The organism is Ottowia thiooxydans (genome assembly GCF_040548795.1).
GTDB lineage: Bacteria > Pseudomonadota > Gammaproteobacteria > Burkholderiales > Burkholderiaceae_C > Ottowia > Ottowia thiooxydans_A.
Genome location: NZ_JBEPSH010000002.1, coordinates 1 through 19,808 on the forward strand (window position 1 = coordinate 1; position 19,808 = coordinate 19,808).

General features: G+C 57.8%; 17 protein-coding genes. 5 read left to right on the forward strand and 12 right to left on the reverse strand.

Translation table 11 applies throughout. The annotated features are described in order from the left end of the window. Nucleotides 1-237: 237 nt before the first annotated feature. A complete protein-coding gene (locus ABIE13_RS03635; RefSeq protein WP_354441256.1) occupies nucleotides 238-633 on the forward strand; it encodes an SWIB/MDM2 domain-containing protein in 396 nt (131 codons plus the stop codon). Between the two features lie 208 nt (nucleotides 634-841). On the opposite strand, the gene ABIE13_RS03640 is transcribed toward ABIE13_RS03635, so the two are convergent. After that, a complete protein-coding gene (locus ABIE13_RS03640) occupies nucleotides 842-2,089 on the reverse strand; it encodes an MFS transporter (RefSeq protein ID WP_354441258.1) in 1,248 nt (415 codons plus the stop codon). A 51-nt stretch (nucleotides 2,090-2,140) separates the two neighbouring features. Here ABIE13_RS03640 and ABIE13_RS03645 point away from each other — a divergent pair, with 51 nt between their 5' ends. After that, a complete protein-coding gene (locus ABIE13_RS03645; RefSeq protein WP_354441260.1) occupies nucleotides 2,141-3,010 on the forward strand; it encodes an AraC family transcriptional regulator in 870 nt (289 codons plus the stop codon). Between the two features lie 26 nt (nucleotides 3,011-3,036). Here ABIE13_RS03645 and ABIE13_RS03650 read toward each other — a convergent pair whose 3' ends face one another. The 11 genes from ABIE13_RS03650 to ABIE13_RS03700 all read right to left on the reverse strand — a co-directional run bounded on the left by ABIE13_RS03650 (nucleotide 3,037) and on the right by ABIE13_RS03700 (nucleotide 16,691). After that, complete coding sequence (locus tag ABIE13_RS03650; RefSeq protein WP_354441262.1) at nucleotides 3,037-4,455, reverse strand: aldehyde dehydrogenase family protein; 1,419 nt, start codon at nucleotides 4,453-4,455, stop codon at nucleotides 3,037-3,039. A gap of 104 nt (nucleotides 4,456-4,559) precedes the next feature. Next, a complete protein-coding gene (clpB, locus tag ABIE13_RS03655; protein WP_354441264.1) occupies nucleotides 4,560-7,148 on the reverse strand; it encodes an ATP-dependent chaperone ClpB in 2,589 nt (862 codons plus the stop codon). 65 nt (nucleotides 7,149-7,213) lie between these two features. After that, a complete protein-coding gene (locus ABIE13_RS03660) occupies nucleotides 7,214-7,747 on the reverse strand; it encodes a thermonuclease family protein (RefSeq protein ID WP_354441265.1) in 534 nt (177 codons plus the stop codon). A gap of 98 nt (nucleotides 7,748-7,845) precedes the next feature. Next, nucleotides 7,846-8,322 (reverse strand): molybdopterin synthase catalytic subunit MoaE, encoded by a 477-nt coding sequence (moaE, locus tag ABIE13_RS03665; protein ID WP_354441267.1) that lies wholly within the window; start codon nucleotides 8,320-8,322, stop codon nucleotides 7,846-7,848. 169 nt (nucleotides 8,323-8,491) lie between these two features. After that, nucleotides 8,492-9,838: a dicarboxylate/amino acid:cation symporter gene (locus ABIE13_RS03670; protein ID WP_354441268.1), complete on the reverse strand. Its 1,347-nt coding sequence runs from the start codon at nucleotides 9,836-9,838 to the stop codon at nucleotides 8,492-8,494. 489 nt (nucleotides 9,839-10,327) lie between these two features. Then, a complete protein-coding gene (locus ABIE13_RS03675; RefSeq protein ID WP_354441270.1) occupies nucleotides 10,328-10,582 on the reverse strand; it encodes a MoaD/ThiS family protein in 255 nt (84 codons plus the stop codon). 6 nt (nucleotides 10,583-10,588) lie between these two features. Beyond that, the gene (locus ABIE13_RS03680) at nucleotides 10,589-11,854 is read right to left on the reverse strand and encodes a molybdopterin molybdotransferase MoeA (protein WP_354441271.1); all 1,266 of its coding nucleotides are present in this window, start codon (nucleotides 11,852-11,854) and stop codon (nucleotides 10,589-10,591) included. After that, nucleotides 11,844-12,401 carry a molybdopterin-guanine dinucleotide biosynthesis protein B gene (mobB, locus tag ABIE13_RS03685; protein WP_354442336.1) on the reverse strand — a complete coding sequence of 186 codons (558 nt, stop codon included), beginning with the start codon at nucleotides 12,399-12,401 and terminating at the stop codon, nucleotides 11,844-11,846. The genes ABIE13_RS03680 and mobB overlap by 11 nt, the downstream gene beginning before the upstream one ends. Nucleotides 12,402-12,571: 170 nt before the next feature. After that, the gene (gene thrC, locus ABIE13_RS03690; RefSeq protein WP_354441273.1) at nucleotides 12,572-13,996 is read right to left on the reverse strand and encodes a threonine synthase; all 1,425 of its coding nucleotides are present in this window, start codon (nucleotides 13,994-13,996) and stop codon (nucleotides 12,572-12,574) included. A gap of 22 nt (nucleotides 13,997-14,018) precedes the next feature. Further along, nucleotides 14,019-15,365: a homoserine dehydrogenase gene (locus tag ABIE13_RS03695; RefSeq protein WP_354441274.1), complete on the reverse strand. Its 1,347-nt coding sequence runs from the start codon at nucleotides 15,363-15,365 to the stop codon at nucleotides 14,019-14,021. 51 nt (nucleotides 15,366-15,416) lie between these two features. Continuing rightward, nucleotides 15,417-16,691 (reverse strand): pyridoxal phosphate-dependent aminotransferase, encoded by a 1,275-nt coding sequence (locus tag ABIE13_RS03700; RefSeq protein ID WP_354441276.1) that lies wholly within the window; start codon nucleotides 16,689-16,691, stop codon nucleotides 15,417-15,419. A gap of 81 nt (nucleotides 16,692-16,772) precedes the next feature. Here ABIE13_RS03700 and ABIE13_RS03705 point away from each other — a divergent pair, with 81 nt between their 5' ends. The 3 genes from ABIE13_RS03705 (at nucleotide 16,773) to ABIE13_RS03715 (ending at nucleotide 19,751) form a co-directional block, all read left to right on the forward strand. Next, nucleotides 16,773-17,174: an Mth938-like domain-containing protein gene (locus ABIE13_RS03705; RefSeq protein ID WP_354441278.1), complete on the forward strand. Its 402-nt coding sequence runs from the start codon at nucleotides 16,773-16,775 to the stop codon at nucleotides 17,172-17,174. Between the two features lie 238 nt (nucleotides 17,175-17,412). Then, nucleotides 17,413-17,889, forward strand: a complete 477-nt coding sequence (locus tag ABIE13_RS03710; protein WP_354441280.1) for a peroxiredoxin — start codon at nucleotides 17,413-17,415, stop codon at nucleotides 17,887-17,889. A 128-nt stretch (nucleotides 17,890-18,017) separates the two neighbouring features. Then, complete coding sequence (locus tag ABIE13_RS03715; protein WP_354441281.1) at nucleotides 18,018-19,751, forward strand: PhoH family protein; 1,734 nt, start codon at nucleotides 18,018-18,020, stop codon at nucleotides 19,749-19,751. The last annotated feature ends 57 nt before the right edge of the window (nucleotides 19,752-19,808 follow it).

Genomic DNA, 19,808 nt, shown 5'->3' on the forward strand with positions numbered 1-19,808 from the left:
GCGGCCCAGCGACAAAACGGACCCCCACGCTCGCCACTTCGTGGACTTCGCTGCCCCCTGAGGGGGCCTTTTTGTCTCGGGGCGGCCCAGCGACAGAAAAAAGCAACATCACAGAGGGAAAAAGGACATTTTCCTCTTGGAAGGGTGCTACTTATCCAGTAGCATGGCGATCAGCCTGCAAGGTGCAAACACTGCGCCGGCCAAATGTTCCCAATTTCAAACAAAGAGGATCCAACCATGGCAACTGCAAAGAAAGCTCCCGTCGCGGCGCCGGCCAAGAAAGCCGCTGCTCCAGCCAAGAAAGCCGCCGCTCCGGTGAAAGCCGCTGCTCCTGCCAAGAAAGCTGCTGCACCTGCGAAGAAGGCTGCCGCTCCAGCCAAGAAGCGCACACCAAACGCTGCCTTCATGAAGGCTATGACACCTAGCGCCGCTTTGGCTGCAGTGATCGGCAACAAGCCAGTTCCACGCACTGAAGTGACGAAAAAGGTCTGGGAGTACATCAAGGCCAACAAGCTGCAAGACAACGAGAACAAGCGCAACATCAATGCAGATGCCAAGCTGAAGCCTATCTTCGGCAAAGCACAAGTCACGATGTTCGAGATGACCAAACTCATCAACGCGCACCTGTCTTGATCCACGCGCCTTTGGGCCAAAGAAAAGCCAGCTCTTGTAGCTGGCTTTTTTATTGCCGGGCCGTCCCAAAATAAAAAGTACCCCCCAAGGGGGCGCCCGGCATAGGGGGCAGCGGACTACGCGAAGCAAGGAAGCGTGGAAAATTCCTTTAGTCGTGAAGTCAGCAGGGTTCACGACATGGTCAAAACAATGCGGGATCCTCCTCCTGTCAGGCCGCAACGGGAGAAGCGGTTTTGCGAGCCTTGCGTACATTGAACGCGCTGGCGATCAGCACAGCTTGCGTCAACGCCAGCACAAGCCAAAGGTTCTGGTACTGCCCTTTGTCCATCATGACGCCAAACAGCAGCGGCATGGCCGCTTGACCGATGTCAAGACCGGAATAGACCACTCCGTACACGCGACCCGACGCATTCGGAGGTGCCGATCGCTTGACCAGCATGTCGCGCGAAGGGCCTGCGCTGCCGGCTGCGAAGCCCATCATGCCGAACAGCACCGGTACCATCCACACCGGCAAATCTCCGAAACCGAGCCAAAGCGATATACAGACGACCACTCCAAAACCTATGCCCACGATGCGCTCACAACGCTCCGGGTTGCTGATAAGAAACCCACCCAACACCATCCCGGCTGCAGCCGCCAGCATATAAATCGTCAGGCACATGGCCACAAGCCCTGGAGGCACCGCGTGCAGCTTGCCAGCAGCCTCGGGAGCGAAGGTCTGCACAGCGCTGAGAGCGGCAGCGTAGAAAAAGAAAAAACCAAAGCACATCCAAACCGCTGGAATGGCGAGAAAGTCAAACCGCCCTTCCCCTTTTGCCTCTCCTTGCGAATTGCTCGCAGGAGCAACCGGCAGATGCAAATGTGCCCGGTACACCAGCAGTAAGGCCAAGACGAGGACAATCAAGGAACCCGCGGCGACCAATGCCACGCGCCACGAATAGGTGATGGCCAACGGCACGAGCATCGCAGGCGCCAGTGCCCAGCCCAGACTGCCCGTGATGCCATGAACACTGTAGGCGTGCCCCAATCGGCCAGCACTCACCTTGCGGTTGAGCAAGGTGTAGTCCACCGGGTGAAAAACACCGTTGCCTATGCCGCCCACTACAGAAAAAAACATCAGCATGCCGTAGCTGGTACTGGCGGCAAAGCCGAAGGCCGCGAAGGCCAGCAATGTCAGTCCAAAAAACAGTATGGGTCGCGGGCCAAAACGGTCCACCATAAACCCGGAGGTGGTTTGAACAGCGCAAGAGACAACGAAATACACGGTCATCAAGAAACCGAGTTCGGTGTAGCTGACATTGAATTCCGTCTTAAGCCATGGAAAAAGCGGTGCAAGAAGCAGGTGGCTGTAGTGGCTGAGCAAGTGCCCGGCACCCACCAGTCCAATCACAGACGCATCGTCTTTCAGGGACGCAGGTCCGGAGGCAGCAGCAGGGTCAACGATGGATGAACTCATAATTCGCAATGCTACGTCAGAGCACGGTTTTCCACTATTCGATAAACTGCCATGGATCGTCGAATACACGCCATGCCACTCGCTCACGCCGCCAGGCAACGCCTTTTTGCCGACCAATCCCTCTTGGTCGCCGACCCTATGGCGTTCGCTCCATCGAGCCAGCACCCTGTTCGCACGCGCCCTCGGAATCTTCCTGCTGAGTGGCACTTTGAGCGGCATCACCATGCGTGGGCACAATTGGCCTATTGCACAGATGGCCTCCTGCAAGTGGTGCTCGGCAGTGATGCGCAGCTCAGCTTTATTGTGCCGCCCTCAAGAGCAATACTGATTCCTCCGAACGAGCCTCACGCCATCACAGCGCTTCAGGCAGCCCGCATGCATACGCTATATATAGACGGGGCTGCGCTACCTCAGGACTGGACGACACCTCGCGTCCTGGCAGTGAGCGGTCTGTTTCGTGAATTGGCGCTCGCACTCGATGACAGCAATCTGTCGATCGCGCGTGAAGGACTCTTGAGTCAGCTTGTTCTGGACGAGCTCCAACGCGCAGACCTGCAGACTCTGGGAGTGCCCTTGCCGCGCATCAGTGACGGTGACAAACGACTGAGCGCACTGTGCGAGGCGGTCATGCGCAACCCTGCCAAACGGGCCACACTGGCTGACTGGGCCAAAAGCGTAGGAGCCAGTGAGCGAACTGCAGCGCGGCTGTTTCACGAAGAGTTGGGCACCAGCTATCAGCAGTGGCGCCAGCAGGTCGTGCTCGCCCATGCCCTGCCGCTCCTGGCCAATGGCATACCCGTCGGGCAGGTCGCGACCCGCTGCGGCTACGCCAGTGAAAGCGCCTTCAGCGCCATGTTCAAAGGTACGCTGGGACAGTCGCCTCGTGCATTCTCTCGTATGCAAGCAAAGCGAAACGGCTGAAGGCATTTCGAGGCCCTCTTTACGCCCTAAAGCAGCTTTCTGATCCAGCCCATGATGCGCTCAAAACGCGCGCCATAGGGCGGGTACAGCAGGCCCCCTTGCGCCCAACGCGATTGCACCAACACACTTTTCTGGTGGGTAAAGCGCAGAAAGCCAGCCTCGCCGTGGTAGGCGCCCTGACCGCTCTCGCCTACTCCGCCAAACGGCAAGCGTTCATGCGCGACGTGCAGCAAGGTGTCATTGATCGTGACGCCGCCACTCACAGTTCCTCTGAGCACTTTGTCCCGGCGCGCAGTGTCTTCCCCAAACCAATACAAGGCCAAAGGCCTTGGACCGGCATTGATTCTGACCAACACTTCATCGATTTGGTCGTAGAGCACCACGGGTAGAACCGGGCCAAAAATCTCTTCGTCCATGATCCGCATGTCCGGCCGCACATCCAACACCAGCACAGGACGCATGCGACGGCTGGCGTCGGTGGTGCCCGTGGCTGCAGGTCCCACGTCCATCACCTTGGCATCCAGAGCCACTGCGTCGTCGAGCAAGCCCTTCAACCGAGCCTGGTGATGCTCGTTCACAATGGCAGCATAGTCTGGATTGCCTTCGACTTGCGGAAACATCTGAGCGATCGCACCTCGGTAAGCATCGACGAACGCGGCCTCCATATGCCGTGGCAGCACAAGGTAATCTGGCGCGATGCAGGTTTGACCGCCGTTGAGCAACTTGCCATGGGCAATTTTCAGCGCAGCGTCACGCAGATCCTCACAGGAAACGTCCACAATGCAAGGTGACTTGCCTCCAAGCTCCAGGGTAACGGGGGTCAGATTGCGGGCGGCAGACTCCGCCACTTTTCGCCCTACCGCTGTAGAGCCCGTGAAGAAAAGGTGATCGAAAGGCAGCGCCGCGAAAGCAGCCGCCTCTTCGGCCCCACCTTGCACCACGGTCATTTCGCTCTCGGGGAAATATTTCTTCACCAACTTGGCCAATAAGGCCGAAGTGCCAGGTGTCAGTTCGCTGGGTTTGACCATCACCCGATTACCTGCAGCAAGCGCTGTGGCCGCAGGGCCTAACGTCAGTTGCAACGGGTAATTCCAAGGCCCAATGATGCCCACCACGCCGAGGGCCTGGCGCTCTATGCGTGCCGTTGAAGGCTGCAGGTAGATCGGCGTACGTACGCGCTTGGGTTTGCTCCAGTGGACCAGATTCCGCTTGAGCTCGGCAAACGTAGCGCGCAGCACAAACATATCGGCGATATCCGTCAACGCAGCGCCCCGTCCTCCGAAATCCGCGTCCACAGCCGCCGCCAGTGCTTCGGCGTTGTCTGTCAGCAAGCGTTCAAGCAGATCCAGGCGCCGACGACGCTCTTCAATCGGCGTGTCGATCTGGGCTCGGCTTGCGCGAAACTGCTCGTCAAAAACAGCTCGCAGGTGGCTCGGTAAAGTCATGTCCGAATGATAGAGAAAAGAAAGGCACACCGGCATGATGCCGGTGTGCCTTTCTTGGGCTGAGGCGGATAACCCGCCCCTATGCCAGCTAACGAGCAATCACCTCAAGTCGTGAACTTGAAGACTCCAGGCTCTTTGATGGGGTCAACCGACACGTCAATGTCTGACTTCGGCGGAAATTTACCTTCCAGCAAAAGCTTGGAGAGCGGGTTCTCGATGCGCTGCTGAATGGCCCGTTTGAGAGGCCGCGCACCGAAGACAGGGTCGAACCCCACCTTGGCAAGTTCATCCACCGCCTGATCCGACACCCTAAGCTGCAGATCCATCTTGGCCATGCGCTCTGTCAACGTACGCAGCTGTATGCGGGCAATCGAGCCAATCTGCGATGCATCCAGACCGTGGAAAACGACGATCTCATCGATCCGGTTCAAGAACTCTGGCCGGAAGTGGTTCTTCAGTTCGCCGAACACAGCGTCTTTGACGTCGTCGTAGGGCTGGCCAGCCATGCTCTGAATCATGGGCGAGCCAATATTGCTGGTCATGATGAGCACAGTGTTCTTGAAGTCCACAGTTCGGCCCTGGCCGTCTGTCAGTCTGCCATCGTCCAACACTTGAAGCAGAACGTTGAAAACGTCCGGATGAGCCTTCTCGATTTCGTCAAACAGGACCACGCTGTAGGGCTTGCGACGAACGGCTTCGGTCAGGTAGCCGCCCTCGTCGTACCCCACGTAGCCAGGAGGCGCGCCAATCAGCCGAGCCACACTGTGCTTTTCCATGAATTCGCTCATGTCGATGCGAATCATGTGATCGGTACTGTCGAACAAGAATCCAGCCAAGGCTTTCGTCAACTCGGTTTTACCTACCCCGGTAGGACCCAGGAACAGAAAGCTGCCAAGGGGTCGGTTGGGATCGCCAAGACCCGAGCGTGATCGGCGAATGGCATTGGCCACCGCGCTGATCGCCTCTTCCTGCCCCACGACACGTTGGTGCAAGGCATCTTCCATCTGCAGAAGTTTTTCGCGCTCGCCTTCCATCATCTTGCTGACAGGAATGCCCGTGGCGCGGCTGACCACTTCAGCGATTTCCTCTGCGCCCACCTGGGTACGAAGCAATTGCGGTGCAGTCTGCGCCTTGTTGCCTTCGCTGGCCTGAGCTTCCTTCAGCTGCTTTTCCAGAGTGGGCAGCTTCCCGTACTGGAGCTCCGCAACCTGGTTGAAATCACCTTTGCGAGTGGCCTCCTGAATCTGGAACTTGATGTGGTCAATGTCTTTGCGCAGCTGTTCACTGCCTTGAGCATTGGCTTTTTCAGCCTTCCAGATCTCATCCAGGTCGGCGTATTCCTTTTCCAGCTTGCCAAGGTCTTCTTCGATCAGGCCCAGCCGCTTTTGAGAGGCTTCGTCTTTTTCCCTTTTCACCGCTTCGCGCTCGATCTTGAGCTGAATCATGCGGCGATCAAGCTTGTCCATCACCTCAGGCTTGGAATCAATTTCTATCTTGATCTTGGCTGCGGCCTCATCGATCAGATCGATGGCCTTGTCTGGCAAAAAGCGGTCCGTGATGTAGCGGGCACTCAGCTCGGCAGCGGCAACAATGGCCGGGTCAGTGATGTCGACACCGTGGTGAATTTCGTATTTTTCCTGCAAGCCGCGCAAGATGGCGATGGTGTCTTCCACACTTGGCTCGCCCACCAGCACCTTTTGAAAACGCCGCTCCAACGCAGCATCTTTCTCCAGATACTTGCGGTATTCGTCGAGTGTGGTGGCTCCAATGCAATGCAACTCACCGCGGGCCAGCGCAGGTTTGAGCATATTGCCGGCGTCCATGGCGCCTTCGGCCTTTCCAGCGCCCACCATGGTGTGGATTTCGTCTATGAAGAGAATGATGCGCCCTTCCTCAGCCGCGACCTCTTTCAACACAGACTTCAGGCGCTCTTCGAACTCGCCCCGGTACTTGGCTCCGGCCAAAAGGCCAGCCATGTCCAGCGAAAGGACCTGCTTGTCTCTCAGAGTGTCCGGAACTTCGCCGGCGACGATGCGCTGAGCCAGGCCTTCAACGATGGCCGTCTTGCCCACGCCCGGCTCGCCGATCAGTACCGGGTTGTTCTTGGTGCGCCGCTGCAGCACCTGGATAGTGCGGCGAATTTCATCGTCGCGACCGATCACCGGATCGAGCTTGCCTTGGCGCGCCCGCTCCGTCAGGTCCAGCGTGTATTTTTTCAATGACTCGCGCTGCGACTCGCCTTCCGCAGAATCCATGGTCTGGCCGCCGCGGACCGCGTCAATGGCTGCTTCAAGGCTCTTGCGGGCCAGCCCGTTCTCCCGAGCCAGGCGTCCTGCCTCATCCTTGGCGTCCGCCAAAGCCAGCAGGAACAATTCCGCAGCGATGAACTGGTCACCGCGCTTTATGGCTTCCTTTTCGGTCGCCTGAAGCAGCTTGTTCATTTCCTGGCCGACGTTGACCTGCTCGTGCCCATGCACGCTGGGCAAGCGCTTGATGGCCGCTTCAGTCTCCTGCGCCAGTTTGGCTACGTTGACGCCTGCACGCTGAAGCAATGCCTTTGGCCCCTCGTTTTGCCGCAGCATGGCTGCCAGCAGGTGAACGGGCTCGATATAGGCGTTGTCATTTCCGAGGGCGAGTGTCTGTGCGTCGCCCAGTGCTTCCTGAAATTTGGTGGTAAGTTTGTCCAATCGCATGAATAGCCTCCAATTGAACCCCAGTTGAGGGCCTGCACCCGGGCTTTCAAGACTAAAACTCAGACTTAAGAATACGCCTTGGCTCCACACGGGCCATGTTTTTTTCGAAATTCGGCGGGAGACATGGGCGTCTGCTCTGAAAAAACACCCCTGCCCTGCTCACGCGCAACCGCTTCTTGACGCCAATATTTGCCACGCCGGCCTTGGTAGACCGGCGTCCAAGACCAACCCTGCTCCACCATGGCCGCAGCAATGTCCAGCTTGTCCGAAGTCCTGCGGACCGACGCGATACCACGGCCAAATCGGTCATAGGCGCGCACGGTGACCAGCACAGGTCCTCCTTTCACCAAAGCTTGCATGGCCGCTCTCGCCTCAGGACCGTAAGTCTGGCAAATCTCCGGTGCGTCGACGCCGTCCAACCTCAACTTGCGGCGCCGACCGTCTGGCTCCGATCGCACCCAGATCGAATCGCCGTCGACCACGTAGGTAACCTCGGCCTTCCAGGTCTGGCCAGCTCGGGGCCTGGCACCTTCTTGCGCTTGGGCCGCCAAGCCGAGGGCGAACAACAACATCGCGGACAGGTATCGCGAAAAGTGCATCAACATACATCTCATTGAAAAAGACCAGCCAACGCGAGGGCGCGCGGTCAAGGTCATCGTTTGAAGGCGGCGTAGCGCCACCACTTGGCGCCGCAAACTCAGGAATTGGCAGCCTGAATGCCCCAACGGGCCAGCGCCGCGTCGTCTGAAGTCCTGGCATCCACCCACCGCGCCCCATCAGGGGTTTCTTCTTTCTTCCAGAACGGCGCCTGGGTCTTCAAGTAATCCATCAGGAATTCACAGGCCTGAAAGCTCTCCCCCCTGTGTGCTGAGGTCACAGCCACCATGACGATCTGGTCCTGCGGGGCGAGCAAACCCACACGGTGGATGACACGCACCCCAAACAGGTCAAAGCGAGCGTGCGCCTCGTCAATCATGGCCTCAATGGCCTTTTCGGTCATACCGGGATAGTGCTCAAGCTCCATCGCTGCCACGGATTGCCCATCGTTGCGATCACGAACCGTGCCGATGAATGCACAAACTGCACCCACCCGCGCATCGCCAGCGCGAAGTGCGGCCACTTCCTTGCTGAGGTTGAAATCTTCGGTCTGGATGGAAACGCGTGCAGAAGCCATTGAGAGATTGTGCACTGCCCCGGGACCTTCATGGGAGTCGCGCACAAGCTGTTTCTTCTCCAGGAGCGTTACACCCACCGAAGGGGCGCGCTCTTAAGGGAAGAGGCTCCAGGGACTCCAAGGGCTCCTGAGACCAAGCACCCTCGCAGCGCTTCGAAATGCCCGGTTTTCATGAACGTACGTTCATGGTCTCCGTCTTGGCATCCAGCACCTCTTCTGGCTCTTCGTTCAGCTCGACGGATTCACCATTCAACACTTGCCGCATACGCTGGGCATCCAGTTCACCGGTGAGCTTGCCAACCACCACAGTAGCGACGCCGTTGCCCACCAGGTTGGTCAGCGCGCGCGCCTCGCTCATGAAACGGTCAATGCCAAGAATCAACGCGATCCCCGCTACGGGCACCTGCCCCACAGCCCCCAGCGTGGCTGCCAGCACAATGAAGCCACTGCCTGTCACACCTGCAGCGCCCTTGGAAGTCAGGAGCAGAACAAAGAGCAAGGTCAGTTGATGAGAGAGGTCCAGGGGCGTATTGGTCGCCTGGGCAATAAATACCGCAGCCATCGTCAAATAGATCGAAGTGCCATCCAGGTTAAAGGAGTACCCGGTTGGAATCACCAGCCCGACCACGGATTTGCGCACACCCAGATTCTCCAGTTTGGCCATCATGCGCGGCATCACGGTTTCCGAAGAAGAGGTCCCCAGCACAATCAAAAGCTCCTCTTTCATGTACTTCAGAAATTTGAAGATAGAGAAGCCCGCCCAGCGAGCCACAAGCCCGAGCACGACAAAAATGAAGATCAGGCAGGTGGCATAGAAGGTCAGCATCAAAGAGCCAAGCTGTACCAGCGAACCCAGTCCGTATTGGCCGATGGTGAATGCCATGGCACCAAACGCCCCTATAGGCGCAGCCTTCATGATGTAGCCGACGATGACGAACAGTACGTGGGAGAATTTCTCGATAAAGTCGAACACCAAGGTTCCGCGCCCGCCGAACTTATGCAGTGCGAATCCGAACAGCACCGCGAACAGCAGCACCTGGAGAATCTCGCCCTTTGCAAACGCGTCCACAATGGTCTCGGGAATCACGTGAAGCAGAAAATCAGCCGTTGTCTGCATCTGCCCAGGCTTTGTGTAGCTCTCTATGGACTTGGTATCTAGCGTAGTGGGGTCCACATTCATGCCCACTCCGGGCTTGACCACGTTGATGACCACCAGACCGACCACCAGTGCCAACGTGCTGAGGATTTCGAAGTAAAGCAAGGCAATGCCGCCTGTCTTGCCCACGCGCTTCATGTCTTCCATGCCCGCAATACCCACCACCACCGTGCAGAATATGATGGGCGCAATGCTCATCTTGATGAGCTTGATGAAGCCATCGCCTAGCGGCTGCATTTTGACAGCAGTGCCTGGCGCAAAATGTCCTAGAGCGACCCCCAGCACGATGGCCAGGATCACCTGAAAATAAAGAGAATGATAGATCGGACGATTTCGCGAATCGTCTCTTAGTTCGAGCATGAATGCCTCCCGGCTGATGGCTTGGAACGCCCTCTTTCTGGCTGCTGGCCTTCCTCGATCCACACGGGGGAATAGGTAAGGTTGGAGTCGCGCTGCTTTTGACAGCGCACCTCATTGCTTGCCACGCTGCCGCGCACGGCAGCAGGTGTCAGAGGACGGGTGGTTAGGCCTTGATAGGTGCTGGATGTCAACGCGCGACAGAACGCATCGGGCCCTGTAGCTCAATAGTCTGAATAGACTGAGTACGGCGAGCGGCTGTCACGCTTTATTGGACGGCTTCGAATCTGCAGCCCCGTTGTACCGGCGCATTTTTCAAAAAAACCGCTCTGGACGTACCATCCATCAAATCCCCTCGAAATCTCGCTATAGCGAAGATGATTGCGGGAATTTCATGGCTGGCGCGCACATTCCCCTATTTTCCTTCGGCGCGGGGATGCATGCAAACTTAAGTTGTACATTGCCAACGAAAGCCCTCTCGTCAGTGAAGTGTCAGCCGCCTGTCACTGGAGGAAAAAATGCCAGCTCTGCCCCGTCGATCAATTCGGCCGCCTCTGAACTCATGATCTGATTCAATGCGACTCGCACTGCCTTGCCCCGGGCGAGGACTTCCGCATGAATGCCGCCGCGTGCGATCAGTTCGTCACGTAGCGCTTCAATCGTAGTGGCGGAAGTTTGCACTGTCTCGCTGCCCGTCCCCAATGCTTCACGGATGCTGGCAAAGTAGCGGATGGTGATGGTTTTCATGTCGACTTACTGGAACTCCGCCATCGGGATGAAACGTACAAGCTGCCCCTTGGCAATGGTTGCGCCTGCGGGGTTGTCTACCAGACCATCGGCCCAGTGCGCGGAGGTGAGCACTCCCGAACTTTGATTCGGATAAAGGTCAAGACCCCCGTCGGCATTGCGCCTGGCCCGCAGGAATTCGCGTCGCTTATCGGCTTTGGGCCAATCGAAATCAGCCCTGACAGCAACTGATGCAACACCTACTTCGCTGGCACCTTGGAGCTTGAGCAAAAAGGGCCTGACCAGCATTAGAAAAGTCACGAAACTCGAAACCGGGTTACCGGGCAGTCCGACGAAATGAGTGCGGTCAGCACCAGCAATGGCATCAGATCGCTTCACGTGACCGTATGCGAAAGGCTTTCCAGGCTTCATGCCAATCTGCCAAAGATCAAGTGCGCCTAGCTCTTCGACAGACGGCTTGATATGGTCCTCTTCTCCGACAGATACGCCGCCGCTGGTGAGAATCAAATCATGTTGATCGGCAGCACTCTGCAGCGCACTCAGCGTAGCCGACCGCTGATCAGGAACGATGCCCAGATCGGTCACTGCGCAACCCAATTGACGGAGTAGCGCGCGGAGAAAGTAGCGGTTGCTGTTGTAGATGGCCCCAGGTTTCATGAGTTCTGGTGGCGTTTCCCCTGGCATGACCAGCTCGTCGCCGGTGGAAAACAGGGCCACACGCGGCCGCGCACTCACCTGAAGACGATCCCGGCCTATGCCCGCCGCAAGTCCAATGCTGGCCGCACGGAGGCGCTCTCCCCTCTTGAGGATCACCGCACCGCGCGTGACATCTTCGCCTGCACTGCGCACCCATTGACCTTTGGCCGGTGGAGCATGGATGCGCACGCGTGCACCGTCGTCCAAGGCCTCTGCGTCTTCTTGCATGACTACCGCGTCAGCGCCAGCAGGAATGGGTGCACCGGTAAAAATTCGCGCAGCACTTCCCGCCAGGAGCGGTGCACCCGCATGCCCTGCAGCGATGCGCTGCGTGACAGGCAGCACCGCCCCGGAAGAGGTCACATCTGCTGCACGGACAGCGTAGCCATCCATGGCGGAGTTATCTTGGGGCGGCACCTGCAGACCCGAAACGACGTCTTCCATCAAGACCCTGCCATCGGCCTCGAAGGTATCTACCAGCTCCCGACCAGATAATGGGGTTGCTTGCGCAAGCACCCTCTCCAAAGCCTCGTCAAGGGGCATCAGCGGAGGACGGCGAGGTGAATCAGCAGGCATCGGTCAGACTGAGCTTAAGATTTGGAGAAGAATCGTATTCGAAGCGATCTTGATTTTCGAGCAACCACGCCGCCACCGCTTCCGTAGCATTCAGATCCAGCAAAGGATAAGAGGGCAGAACCGAAAGCTCGCCCGGTGAATCAGTGGCCATGGCGGCCATGAACTCGTCGTTGATGTAGCGCGGAGGCTCGCCGCACGCAGCGCGCCAGACTTCAATCTTCAGTAAGTCTGCGTGTTTGAAGCCTTCGACGAAAACCCAGTCTACGCGGTGGTCAAGTTCCGCAATGAGATCTCGCACCGAGAGCTGCGTTTCACGCTCGAACTCGCGCATCAGCGCCAATCGCCGCCCAGACGCCACCACAACCTCAAAGGCCCCCGCTTCGCGATGACGGAAGCTGTCCTTGCCGGGATGATCCAGGTCGAACTTGTGGTGGGCGTGCTTGGCAACGGAAACCCGCAAGCCACGCGCTTTGAAGACAGGAATAAGACGCTCAATCAAATGTGTCTTGCCGGAGCCGGAGTACCCGGCAAAGCAAACCACTTTCATGGGCATATCAGAAGGTGTGAATGCATCCGGCATGCTCGAAAGGACCGTCAAAAGCCGCCCGATCAAGGCGCAAAGCGCAGCCATAGCTCGTGCTATGGCGAGTATTTGTTACGCGGAGCGGGTGGTTTTTGGCGGTCAAGGCGGGCATGAGGGATTCGTTCACACCTTCTCTAGCAATTGGCGGCGATGAGTCGCTGCACGGCACCTGAATCTGCGGACATGATCTGCACGCGGCGCGGCAGCGCTTCGATGCCCTCGAACTTGGCGGGCCGATCAGGCTCGCGACCCAGTGCCTCTACGATGGTCGCAGCAAATTTGATCGGCAGCGCAGTTTCCAGCACGATCATGGGCACGCCCGCCTGCTCATGCTCACGAGCGACTTTCACGCCATCGGCGGTATGGGTATCCACCATCACGCCATGCTGTTCAAAGAGTTGGCGAATCGTGTCAAGGCGATCGGCATGGGAGCTTTTGCCGCTCACAAATCCGTAAGTCGAACTGGCTTGCTTAAAGGCAGGGTCTGCACTCAGATCGAAGCTGCCTGAACTTGCCAGGGCATCCGTGAAGAGTTTCTTCACCCGGGGACCATCTCGCCCAAGTAGATCGAACACAAAACGCTCGAAGTTGCTGGCCTTGCTGATGTCCATGGACGGGCTGGATGTCTCATGCGTGTCCGCAGCCGAACGCACACGGTAGAGGCCGGTGCGAAAGAACTCGTCGAGCACATCGTTTTCGTTGGTGGCAACCACCAGTTGATGGATGGGCAAGCCCATCATGCGCGCAACATGGCCGGCGCAAACATTGCCAAAATTGCCGCTGGGAACCGCAAAGCTGACGCGCTCGTCGTTGGAGGCCGTAGCCTGGAAATACCCAGCAAAATAGTAGACCACCTGAGCCAGCAGCCGTGCCCAGTTGATGGAATTGACAGTCCCAATGCTATAGCGCCGTTTGAACGCCAGATCATTGCTCACTGCCTTGACGATGTCCTGGCAGTCGTCAAACACACCTTCGACCGCGATATTGTGAATGTTCTCGTCCTGCAGAGAAAACATCTGCGCCTGCTGAAACGCACTCATGCGCCCGTGAGGACTCAGCATGAATACGCGAATACCCTTCTTGCCCCGCATGGCGTATTCCGCCGCACTGCCAGTATCGCCACTGGTCGCGCCAAGGATGTTGAGCTGCTGGCCCCGTCGTGCCAACTCATACTCGAACAGATTGCCCAACAACTGCATGGCCATGTCCTTGAAGGCCAATGTGGGGCCGTTGGACAGTGCCTCGAGGAAAAATCCGTCGCGCAGCTTTTTCAAAGGCACGATGGCTTCAGAGCCGAAGACTTCCGACGTGTAAGTCTTGGCGCAAATGGCCTTGAGATCAGCAGCCGGAATGTCGTCTATATACAGCGACAGGATTTCAAACGCCAGCGCAGCATACCCCTGTTGGGCATGAACCTCGCGCCACGCCGCCAGGGTGGCGGCATCGATCTGGGGGTACTGCTGCGGTAGGTACAGGCCACCATCGGGAGCCAGTCCTTCAAGAAGGATGTCGCAAAATTTGCGGGGGGTGGTGTCGCCGCGGGTGGAGATGTAGTTCATTGTCAGGAAATTCTTCTGGAGTTCAGGCCAGCTCTTCCTTGCGGATACGCACCACGCCACCCAGCACTGCGGGCAATGCCTCCATCAGCACCAGGGCTTTATTCATCGTGCCTTCGGTAGTGTCATGGGTCAGGATGATCAGATCAGTCTGATCTGGCGTGACCTCGCCTGCGCCGGCGTCGGTACCAGCCACTTCATCGGCTTCGCGCTGCAACACAGCATTGATGCTGATATTGGAATCTGCCAGGATTCGCGTGACCTGAGACAACACGCCCGCTTCGTCTTTCACGCGAAGGCGCAAATAGTAGCTGGTGATGATCCTGTCCATCGGCAACACGGAGACATCACGCAGAGAGCCAGGCTGGAACGCGAGATGCGGCACGCGATGCGCCGCGTCGCTGGTGGCCAGACGCGTCACGTCCACCAGGTCAGCAATGACTGCACTTGCCGTCGGTTCGCTGCCGGCGCCCTTACCGTAGTAGAGCGTGGTCCCCACGGCATCGCCATTGACGACCACTGCGTTCATGGCACCTTCCACGTTGGCAATGAGGCGTTTGGCCGGCACCAGGGTAGGATGTACTCGCAACTCCACGCCTTCGCCTTCGCGGCGCTTGGTGATGCCCAGCAGTTTGATGCGGTAGCCCAGTTGCTCCGCATAGCGGATGTCGGTGGCAGCCAGCTTGGTGATGCCCTCGATATACGCCTTGTCGAACTGAACCGGGATACCGAAAGCGATGGCACTCATGAGGGTCGCCTTATGAGCGGCATCCACGCCTTCGATGTCGAATGTCGGGTCTGCTTCTGCATAGCCCAGACGTTGCGCTTCCTGGAGCACCACGTTGAAGTCCAACCCCTTGTCGCGCATTTCGCTGAGGATGAAGTTCGTGGTGCCGTTGATGATGCCGGCGATCCACTGGATGCGGTTGGCCGTCAAGCCCTCGCGAAGCGCTTTGATGATGGGAATGCCACCAGCCACCGCTGCTTCGAAAGCCACTATGACGCCTTTTTTCTGCGCTGCTTCGAAGATCTCGGTGCCGTGCACTGCCAGCAATGCCTTGTTGGCGGTCACCACATGTTTGCCTGCGGCAATGGCTTCCAGGACCAGCGCCTTGGCAATACCGTAGCCTCCAATGAGTTCGACAACGATCTCGATCTCAGGATTGGCAATCACCGCGCGGGCATCAGAGACGACTTCCACGCCAGGTCCCACGACCTCACGTGCACGGGCGGTGTCAAGATCAGCCACCATGGTAATGGCAATGCCTCGTCCAGCGCGGCTCTGGATTTCTTCCTGATTGCGCCGCAGAACGTTGAATGTGCCGCCACCGACGGTACCTATGCCAAGCAAGCCTACTTTTATGGGATTCATGAGATAAAGATTCAAACTTACGATCAGTCGCGGAGCATCAAGCCTGATGAATCAGGCGCGTGCGGCTTCTTTTTTTGAAGCAATATTGACCACCGGCGCGGCGTGCGCGTGGCGGGCACGGTATTGCTCCAGGAATTTGGCCAAGCGGCCGATGGCCACCCGAAGGTCGTCTTCGTGAGGGAGGAAAACAATGCGGAAATGCTGGTTATCGGGATAGTTGAAGCCCGAGCCTTGCACCAGCATCACACGCGTTGCGCGCAACACCTCCATGAAGAACTGGCGGTCGTCCTCAATGGGGTACATCTGGGGGTCCAGACGCGGGAACATGTACAGCGCAGCCTTGGGCTTGACACATGTCACACCTGGAATGGCAGAGATGAGGTCGTAAGCCAGATCGCGCTGGCGGCGCAAACGCCCTCCTTCGCAAACCAGGTCCTGGATGCTTTGATACCCGCCCAGCGCGGTCTGAATTCCGAACTGTCCTGGAACGTTGGAGCCAAGTTTGATGTTGGCCAGCATGTTCAGGCCTTCGATGTAGTCGCTCGCCTGGCTCTTGTCACCCGAGACGATCATCCAGCCGGCCCGAAACCCGCAGGAGCGATAGGCCTTTGAAAGCGAGTTGAAGGTCAGCGTGAGGACATCGGTGGATAACGACGCGATGGCCGTGTGCTTGACATCGTCAAACAGGACTTTGTCGTAGACCTCATCGGCCATGAGTACCAGGCCATGCTCACGCGCAATGCCCACAATGCCCAGCAGCAGCTCATCTGAATAGAGAGCGCCGGTAGGGTTGTTGGGATTGATCACCACGATGGCCCGGGTACGAGGCGTGATCTTGGCGCGGATGTCATCAAGATTGGGCATCCACCCGCTGGATTCATCGCAGATGTAGTGAACTGGTTTTCCGCCGGAGAGGCTGGCCACTGCAGTCCACAGAGGATAGTCGGGCGCAGGCACCAGCATTTCATCGCCATCGGACAGGAGCGCATTGGCGGCCATTCCAATCAGGTCGCTGGCTCCGTTGCCCAGATAGATGTCGTCCATAGTGACGCCAGCAATACCCTGCTGCTGGGTGTAGTGCATAACCGCCTTGCGCGCGGAAAAAATGCCCTTGCTGTCTGAATAGCCGGCAGAGTTGGCCAGATTCTTGGCCATGTCCTGCACGATTTCTTCCGGTGCTTCGAATCCAAACGGCAGCAGGTTGCCGATGTTCAGCTTGATGATCTTCTGACCTTCGTCCTCCATCTGCTTGGCGGCGTCCACAATGGGACCGCGTACGTCATAGAGCACGTTGGCCAGCTTGGCCGATTTCTTGATCGCCTTCATGAGGAAACCCTCCAGTGAGCGTTCTCGCTTGGGAAAACCTACAATTTGACCACAGTTCACTACTGAGTTTGAGCGTATCTCATGAAATTTCAGCCCGACCTCGTTGGCGCCGCCACCATCAGCGGCTATGGCCCTGACTGGATCGCCGTTGGCGGCGAGCGCATTACCAGCAGCTTCCTGCTCCATGCCAATGGCGAACGCGTAGCGTGGGATTGCGATAATTTCGAACACCTGAGTGCCGCGCATTTCGAACGCCTGGCTGCGGCCTCCCCGGAATTGGTGGTATTTGGTAGTGGAGAAAGGTTGCGTTTTCCGCGCCCGGAGTGGCTGAGGCCACTGATTGAAGCCAATATCGGCATCGAAACCATGGACACACCCGCCGCCTGCCGTACCTACAATATTCTGGCTGGTGAAGGTCGCCGCGTAGTGGCGGCTCTACTCATAGAAAGTGGCAACCAAGCAACGAAGCGTGAAATGAGGTAAAATCCAGGGTTGCCGACTGCTGCGGCGCCCGACAAGCGGCCTCAAGCTTGGATCATCATGGTGAAACATGACGATCACAGCCAAGAAAACTTAACTTAAGTACACAAACCTTGAGTTATGGAGGCCCAGAGTGAGGTCAAAAGCCTTCCACTTTCACTTCTATGAAGTACGGGTGCAGCGCCGGGAGACGGCGTGCCGCGTCTAAGAAAAACCCGTCACGAGAGAGATTGAAGTTCATATGGCGATCGTTGTCAACAAACCCCTGCCCGAATTTGAAGCGATCGCCACAGGCGACATCAAAGTTACCAACACCTCTCACCTCGGCCAGGCGCTGATTCTTTATTTCTATCCCAAAGACAATACGCCCGGTTGCACAACCGAGGCCATGCAGTTTCGCGACAAGTACAAAGACTTCGTGAAAGCCGGAGCCATTGTGTTCGGCGTTTCGCGCGATAACATGAAATCGCACGAAGACTTCAAGACCAAGCTTGAGCTGCCTTTCGAGCTGATTGCTGACACCGAAGAAAAAATGTGCCACATGTTCGGTGTGGTGAAAAACAAGATCATGTACGGCAAGAAGGTCAAAGGCATTGAGCGCAGCACCTTCCTTGTCAACGCCGAAGGCCTGCTGGTGCAGGAATGGCGTGGCCTCAAGGTTCCAGGTCATGTTGAGGATGTCCTGAAAGCCGTCAAGGTGATGAAAAAAGCGGCTTGAGGTTCCAAGCCTCTCGCAGTTGTGCATAATGGCCTGAATGCCGTTGCACACCGGATCGATCGACTCCATACAAGGCCGCCTTGGCTTCAAGGCGGCTTTTTCGTTTTAGCTTCACGTCTACATAACTCATGCCTCTGCCTCCTCCGCCCGCCAAACGCGGCGCACAGTTGTCTTCAGAAGCCATAGACCAGTCCACTCGGCGAGGCAAGCCGCGCGCGGCCCATGCCACGTCGGCAGAAGCGACTGAAGCGCCCCGGCCCGCAGCCCGCTTGCTGGCAGCACCGCCCCCCCCTGCCGTGTCCACGGTAACCAGCGCTACGTCTTCGTCCGCGTCAGCGTCTCCGGTAAGCAACTCGGAAACCACTGCAGTGGCCCCAAAAAGGACCGCCACCACGAACCGCAAGCAGTCGTCAGCGCCTGCACCCCAGCCCGCACCGAAGTCCGAGGCCAAACGCAAACCCAAGAACACGGGGCCAACGCGCTTGTTTGTGCTCGACACCAACGTCCTGCTGCACGACCCTATGGCCTTGTTCCGCTTCGAGGAACACGACATTTTCCTGCCCATGATCGTGCTGGAAGAACTCGATGCTCACAAGAAGGGCATGACCGAGGTCGCTCGCAACGGTCGGCAGACCAGCCGCTCGCTGGATGCCCTGGCGGGCGTCAAGGACGCTGACATGACGGCGGGATTGCAGCTGGACTCCACCGGCTACAGAGAAGCGGGAGGTAAGCTCTATTTCGAAACCACTCCCCTGGAAACCACCATGCCTGTGGCGCTGCCCCAAGGCAAGGCGGATAACCAGATTCTCGGAGTGCTCGCTGCACTGACGAAGAAGCACCCGTCCCGCGAGGTCATTCTGGTGTCCAAGGACATCAATATGCGCGTCAAGGCCCGTGCGATGGGCCTGTGTGCTGAAGATTACGAAAACGACAAGACGCTGGAAGACGGCGATCTGCTGTTCTCTGGTTCGCTCGCGCTGCCATCGGATTTCTGGACCCGCCAGAGCAAGACGGTGGAAAGCTGGCAATCTGGCAGCCACACCTACTACCGCATCAGCGGGCCTATCGTGCCCAGCCTGATGATCAATCAATTCGTCTACTTCGAATCTCCCGGAGAGCCAAGCCTTTACGCCCGCGTATCGGAAATCCGAGATAAGACCGCCGTCCTCAAGACATTGAGGGATTTCGGTCATTTGAAGAATGCAGTTTGGGGAGTGACCAGCCGCAACCGCGAGCAGAACTTTGCTCTCAACTTGCTGATGGACCCTGAAATCGACTTCGTCACCCTGGCCGGCACCGCCGGAACGGGCAAAACCCTGCTGGCGCTGGCCTCTGGATTGACGCAAGTGCTGGATGACCGCCGCTACACGGAAATCATCATGACCCGCGCCACAGTCAGCGTCGGGGAAGACATAGGCTTCCTGCCGGGCACCGAAGAAGAAAAGATGGGCCCCTGGATGGGTGCGCTCGATGACAACCTCGAATTCCTGGCCAAAGGAGAGACAGGCGGCGCCGGTGAATGGGGACGTGCGGCGACCAACGAGCTGATCCGCAGCCGCATCAAGATCAAGAGCATGAACTTCATGCGCGGCCGCACCTTCATGAACAAGTGGATCATCATCGACGAAGCGCAGAACCTGACGCCCAAGCAGATGAAGACCTTGATCACCCGAGCGGGGCCTGGCACCAAGATCATCTGCATGGGCAACCTGGCCCAGATCGACACGCCCTATCTCACAGAAGGCTCTTCAGGCCTGACCTACGCGGTGGACCGCTTCAAGGGCTGGCCCCATGGCGGCCACATTACGCTTGCTCGCGGTGAACGCTCCCGCTTGGCGGATTTCGCGAGCGAAGTGCTGTAGCGTCCCGGCCGGTTTGCCCGAGAAGCCTGGGCTCCGCCCTCTCGGGCGACAAGCTGC

Excerpts from the sequence above, each read along its gene's own strand:
- ABIE13_RS03635 (WP_354441256.1), top strand. The coding sequence starts at position 238 with ATGGCAACTGCAAAGAAAGCTCCCGTCGCGGCGCCGGCCAAGAAAGCC.
- ABIE13_RS03640 (WP_354441258.1), bottom strand. The coding sequence starts at position 2,089 with ATGAGTTCATCCATCGTTGACCCTGCTGCTGCCTCCGGACCTGCGTCC.
- ABIE13_RS03645 (WP_354441260.1), top strand. The coding sequence starts at position 2,141 with ATGGATCGTCGAATACACGCCATGCCACTCGCTCACGCCGCCAGGCAA.
- ABIE13_RS03650 (WP_354441262.1), bottom strand. The coding sequence starts at position 4,455 with ATGACTTTACCGAGCCACCTGCGAGCTGTTTTTGACGAGCAGTTTCGC.
- clpB (WP_354441264.1), bottom strand. The coding sequence starts at position 7,148 with ATGCGATTGGACAAACTTACCACCAAATTTCAGGAAGCACTGGGCGAC.
- ABIE13_RS03660 (WP_354441265.1), bottom strand. The coding sequence starts at position 7,747 with ATGCACTTTTCGCGATACCTGTCCGCGATGTTGTTGTTCGCCCTCGGC.
- moaE (WP_354441267.1), bottom strand. The coding sequence starts at position 8,322 with ATGGCTTCTGCACGCGTTTCCATCCAGACCGAAGATTTCAACCTCAGC.
- ABIE13_RS03670 (WP_354441268.1), bottom strand. The coding sequence starts at position 9,838 with ATGCTCGAACTAAGAGACGATTCGCGAAATCGTCCGATCTATCATTCT.
- ABIE13_RS03675 (WP_354441270.1), bottom strand. The coding sequence starts at position 10,582 with ATGAAAACCATCACCATCCGCTACTTTGCCAGCATCCGTGAAGCATTG.
- ABIE13_RS03680 (WP_354441271.1), bottom strand. The coding sequence starts at position 11,854 with ATGCCTGCTGATTCACCTCGCCGTCCTCCGCTGATGCCCCTTGACGAG.
- mobB (WP_354442336.1), bottom strand. The coding sequence starts at position 12,401 with ATGAAAGTGGTTTGCTTTGCCGGGTACTCCGGCTCCGGCAAGACACAT.
- thrC (WP_354441273.1), bottom strand. The coding sequence starts at position 13,996 with ATGAACTACATCTCCACCCGCGGCGACACCACCCCCCGCAAATTTTGC.
- ABIE13_RS03695 (WP_354441274.1), bottom strand. The coding sequence starts at position 15,365 with ATGAATCCCATAAAAGTAGGCTTGCTTGGCATAGGTACCGTCGGTGGC.
- ABIE13_RS03700 (WP_354441276.1), bottom strand. The coding sequence starts at position 16,691 with ATGAAGGCGATCAAGAAATCGGCCAAGCTGGCCAACGTGCTCTATGAC.
- ABIE13_RS03705 (WP_354441278.1), top strand. The coding sequence starts at position 16,773 with ATGAAATTTCAGCCCGACCTCGTTGGCGCCGCCACCATCAGCGGCTAT.
- ABIE13_RS03710 (WP_354441280.1), top strand. The coding sequence starts at position 17,413 with ATGGCGATCGTTGTCAACAAACCCCTGCCCGAATTTGAAGCGATCGCC.
- ABIE13_RS03715 (WP_354441281.1), top strand. The coding sequence starts at position 18,018 with ATGCCTCTGCCTCCTCCGCCCGCCAAACGCGGCGCACAGTTGTCTTCA.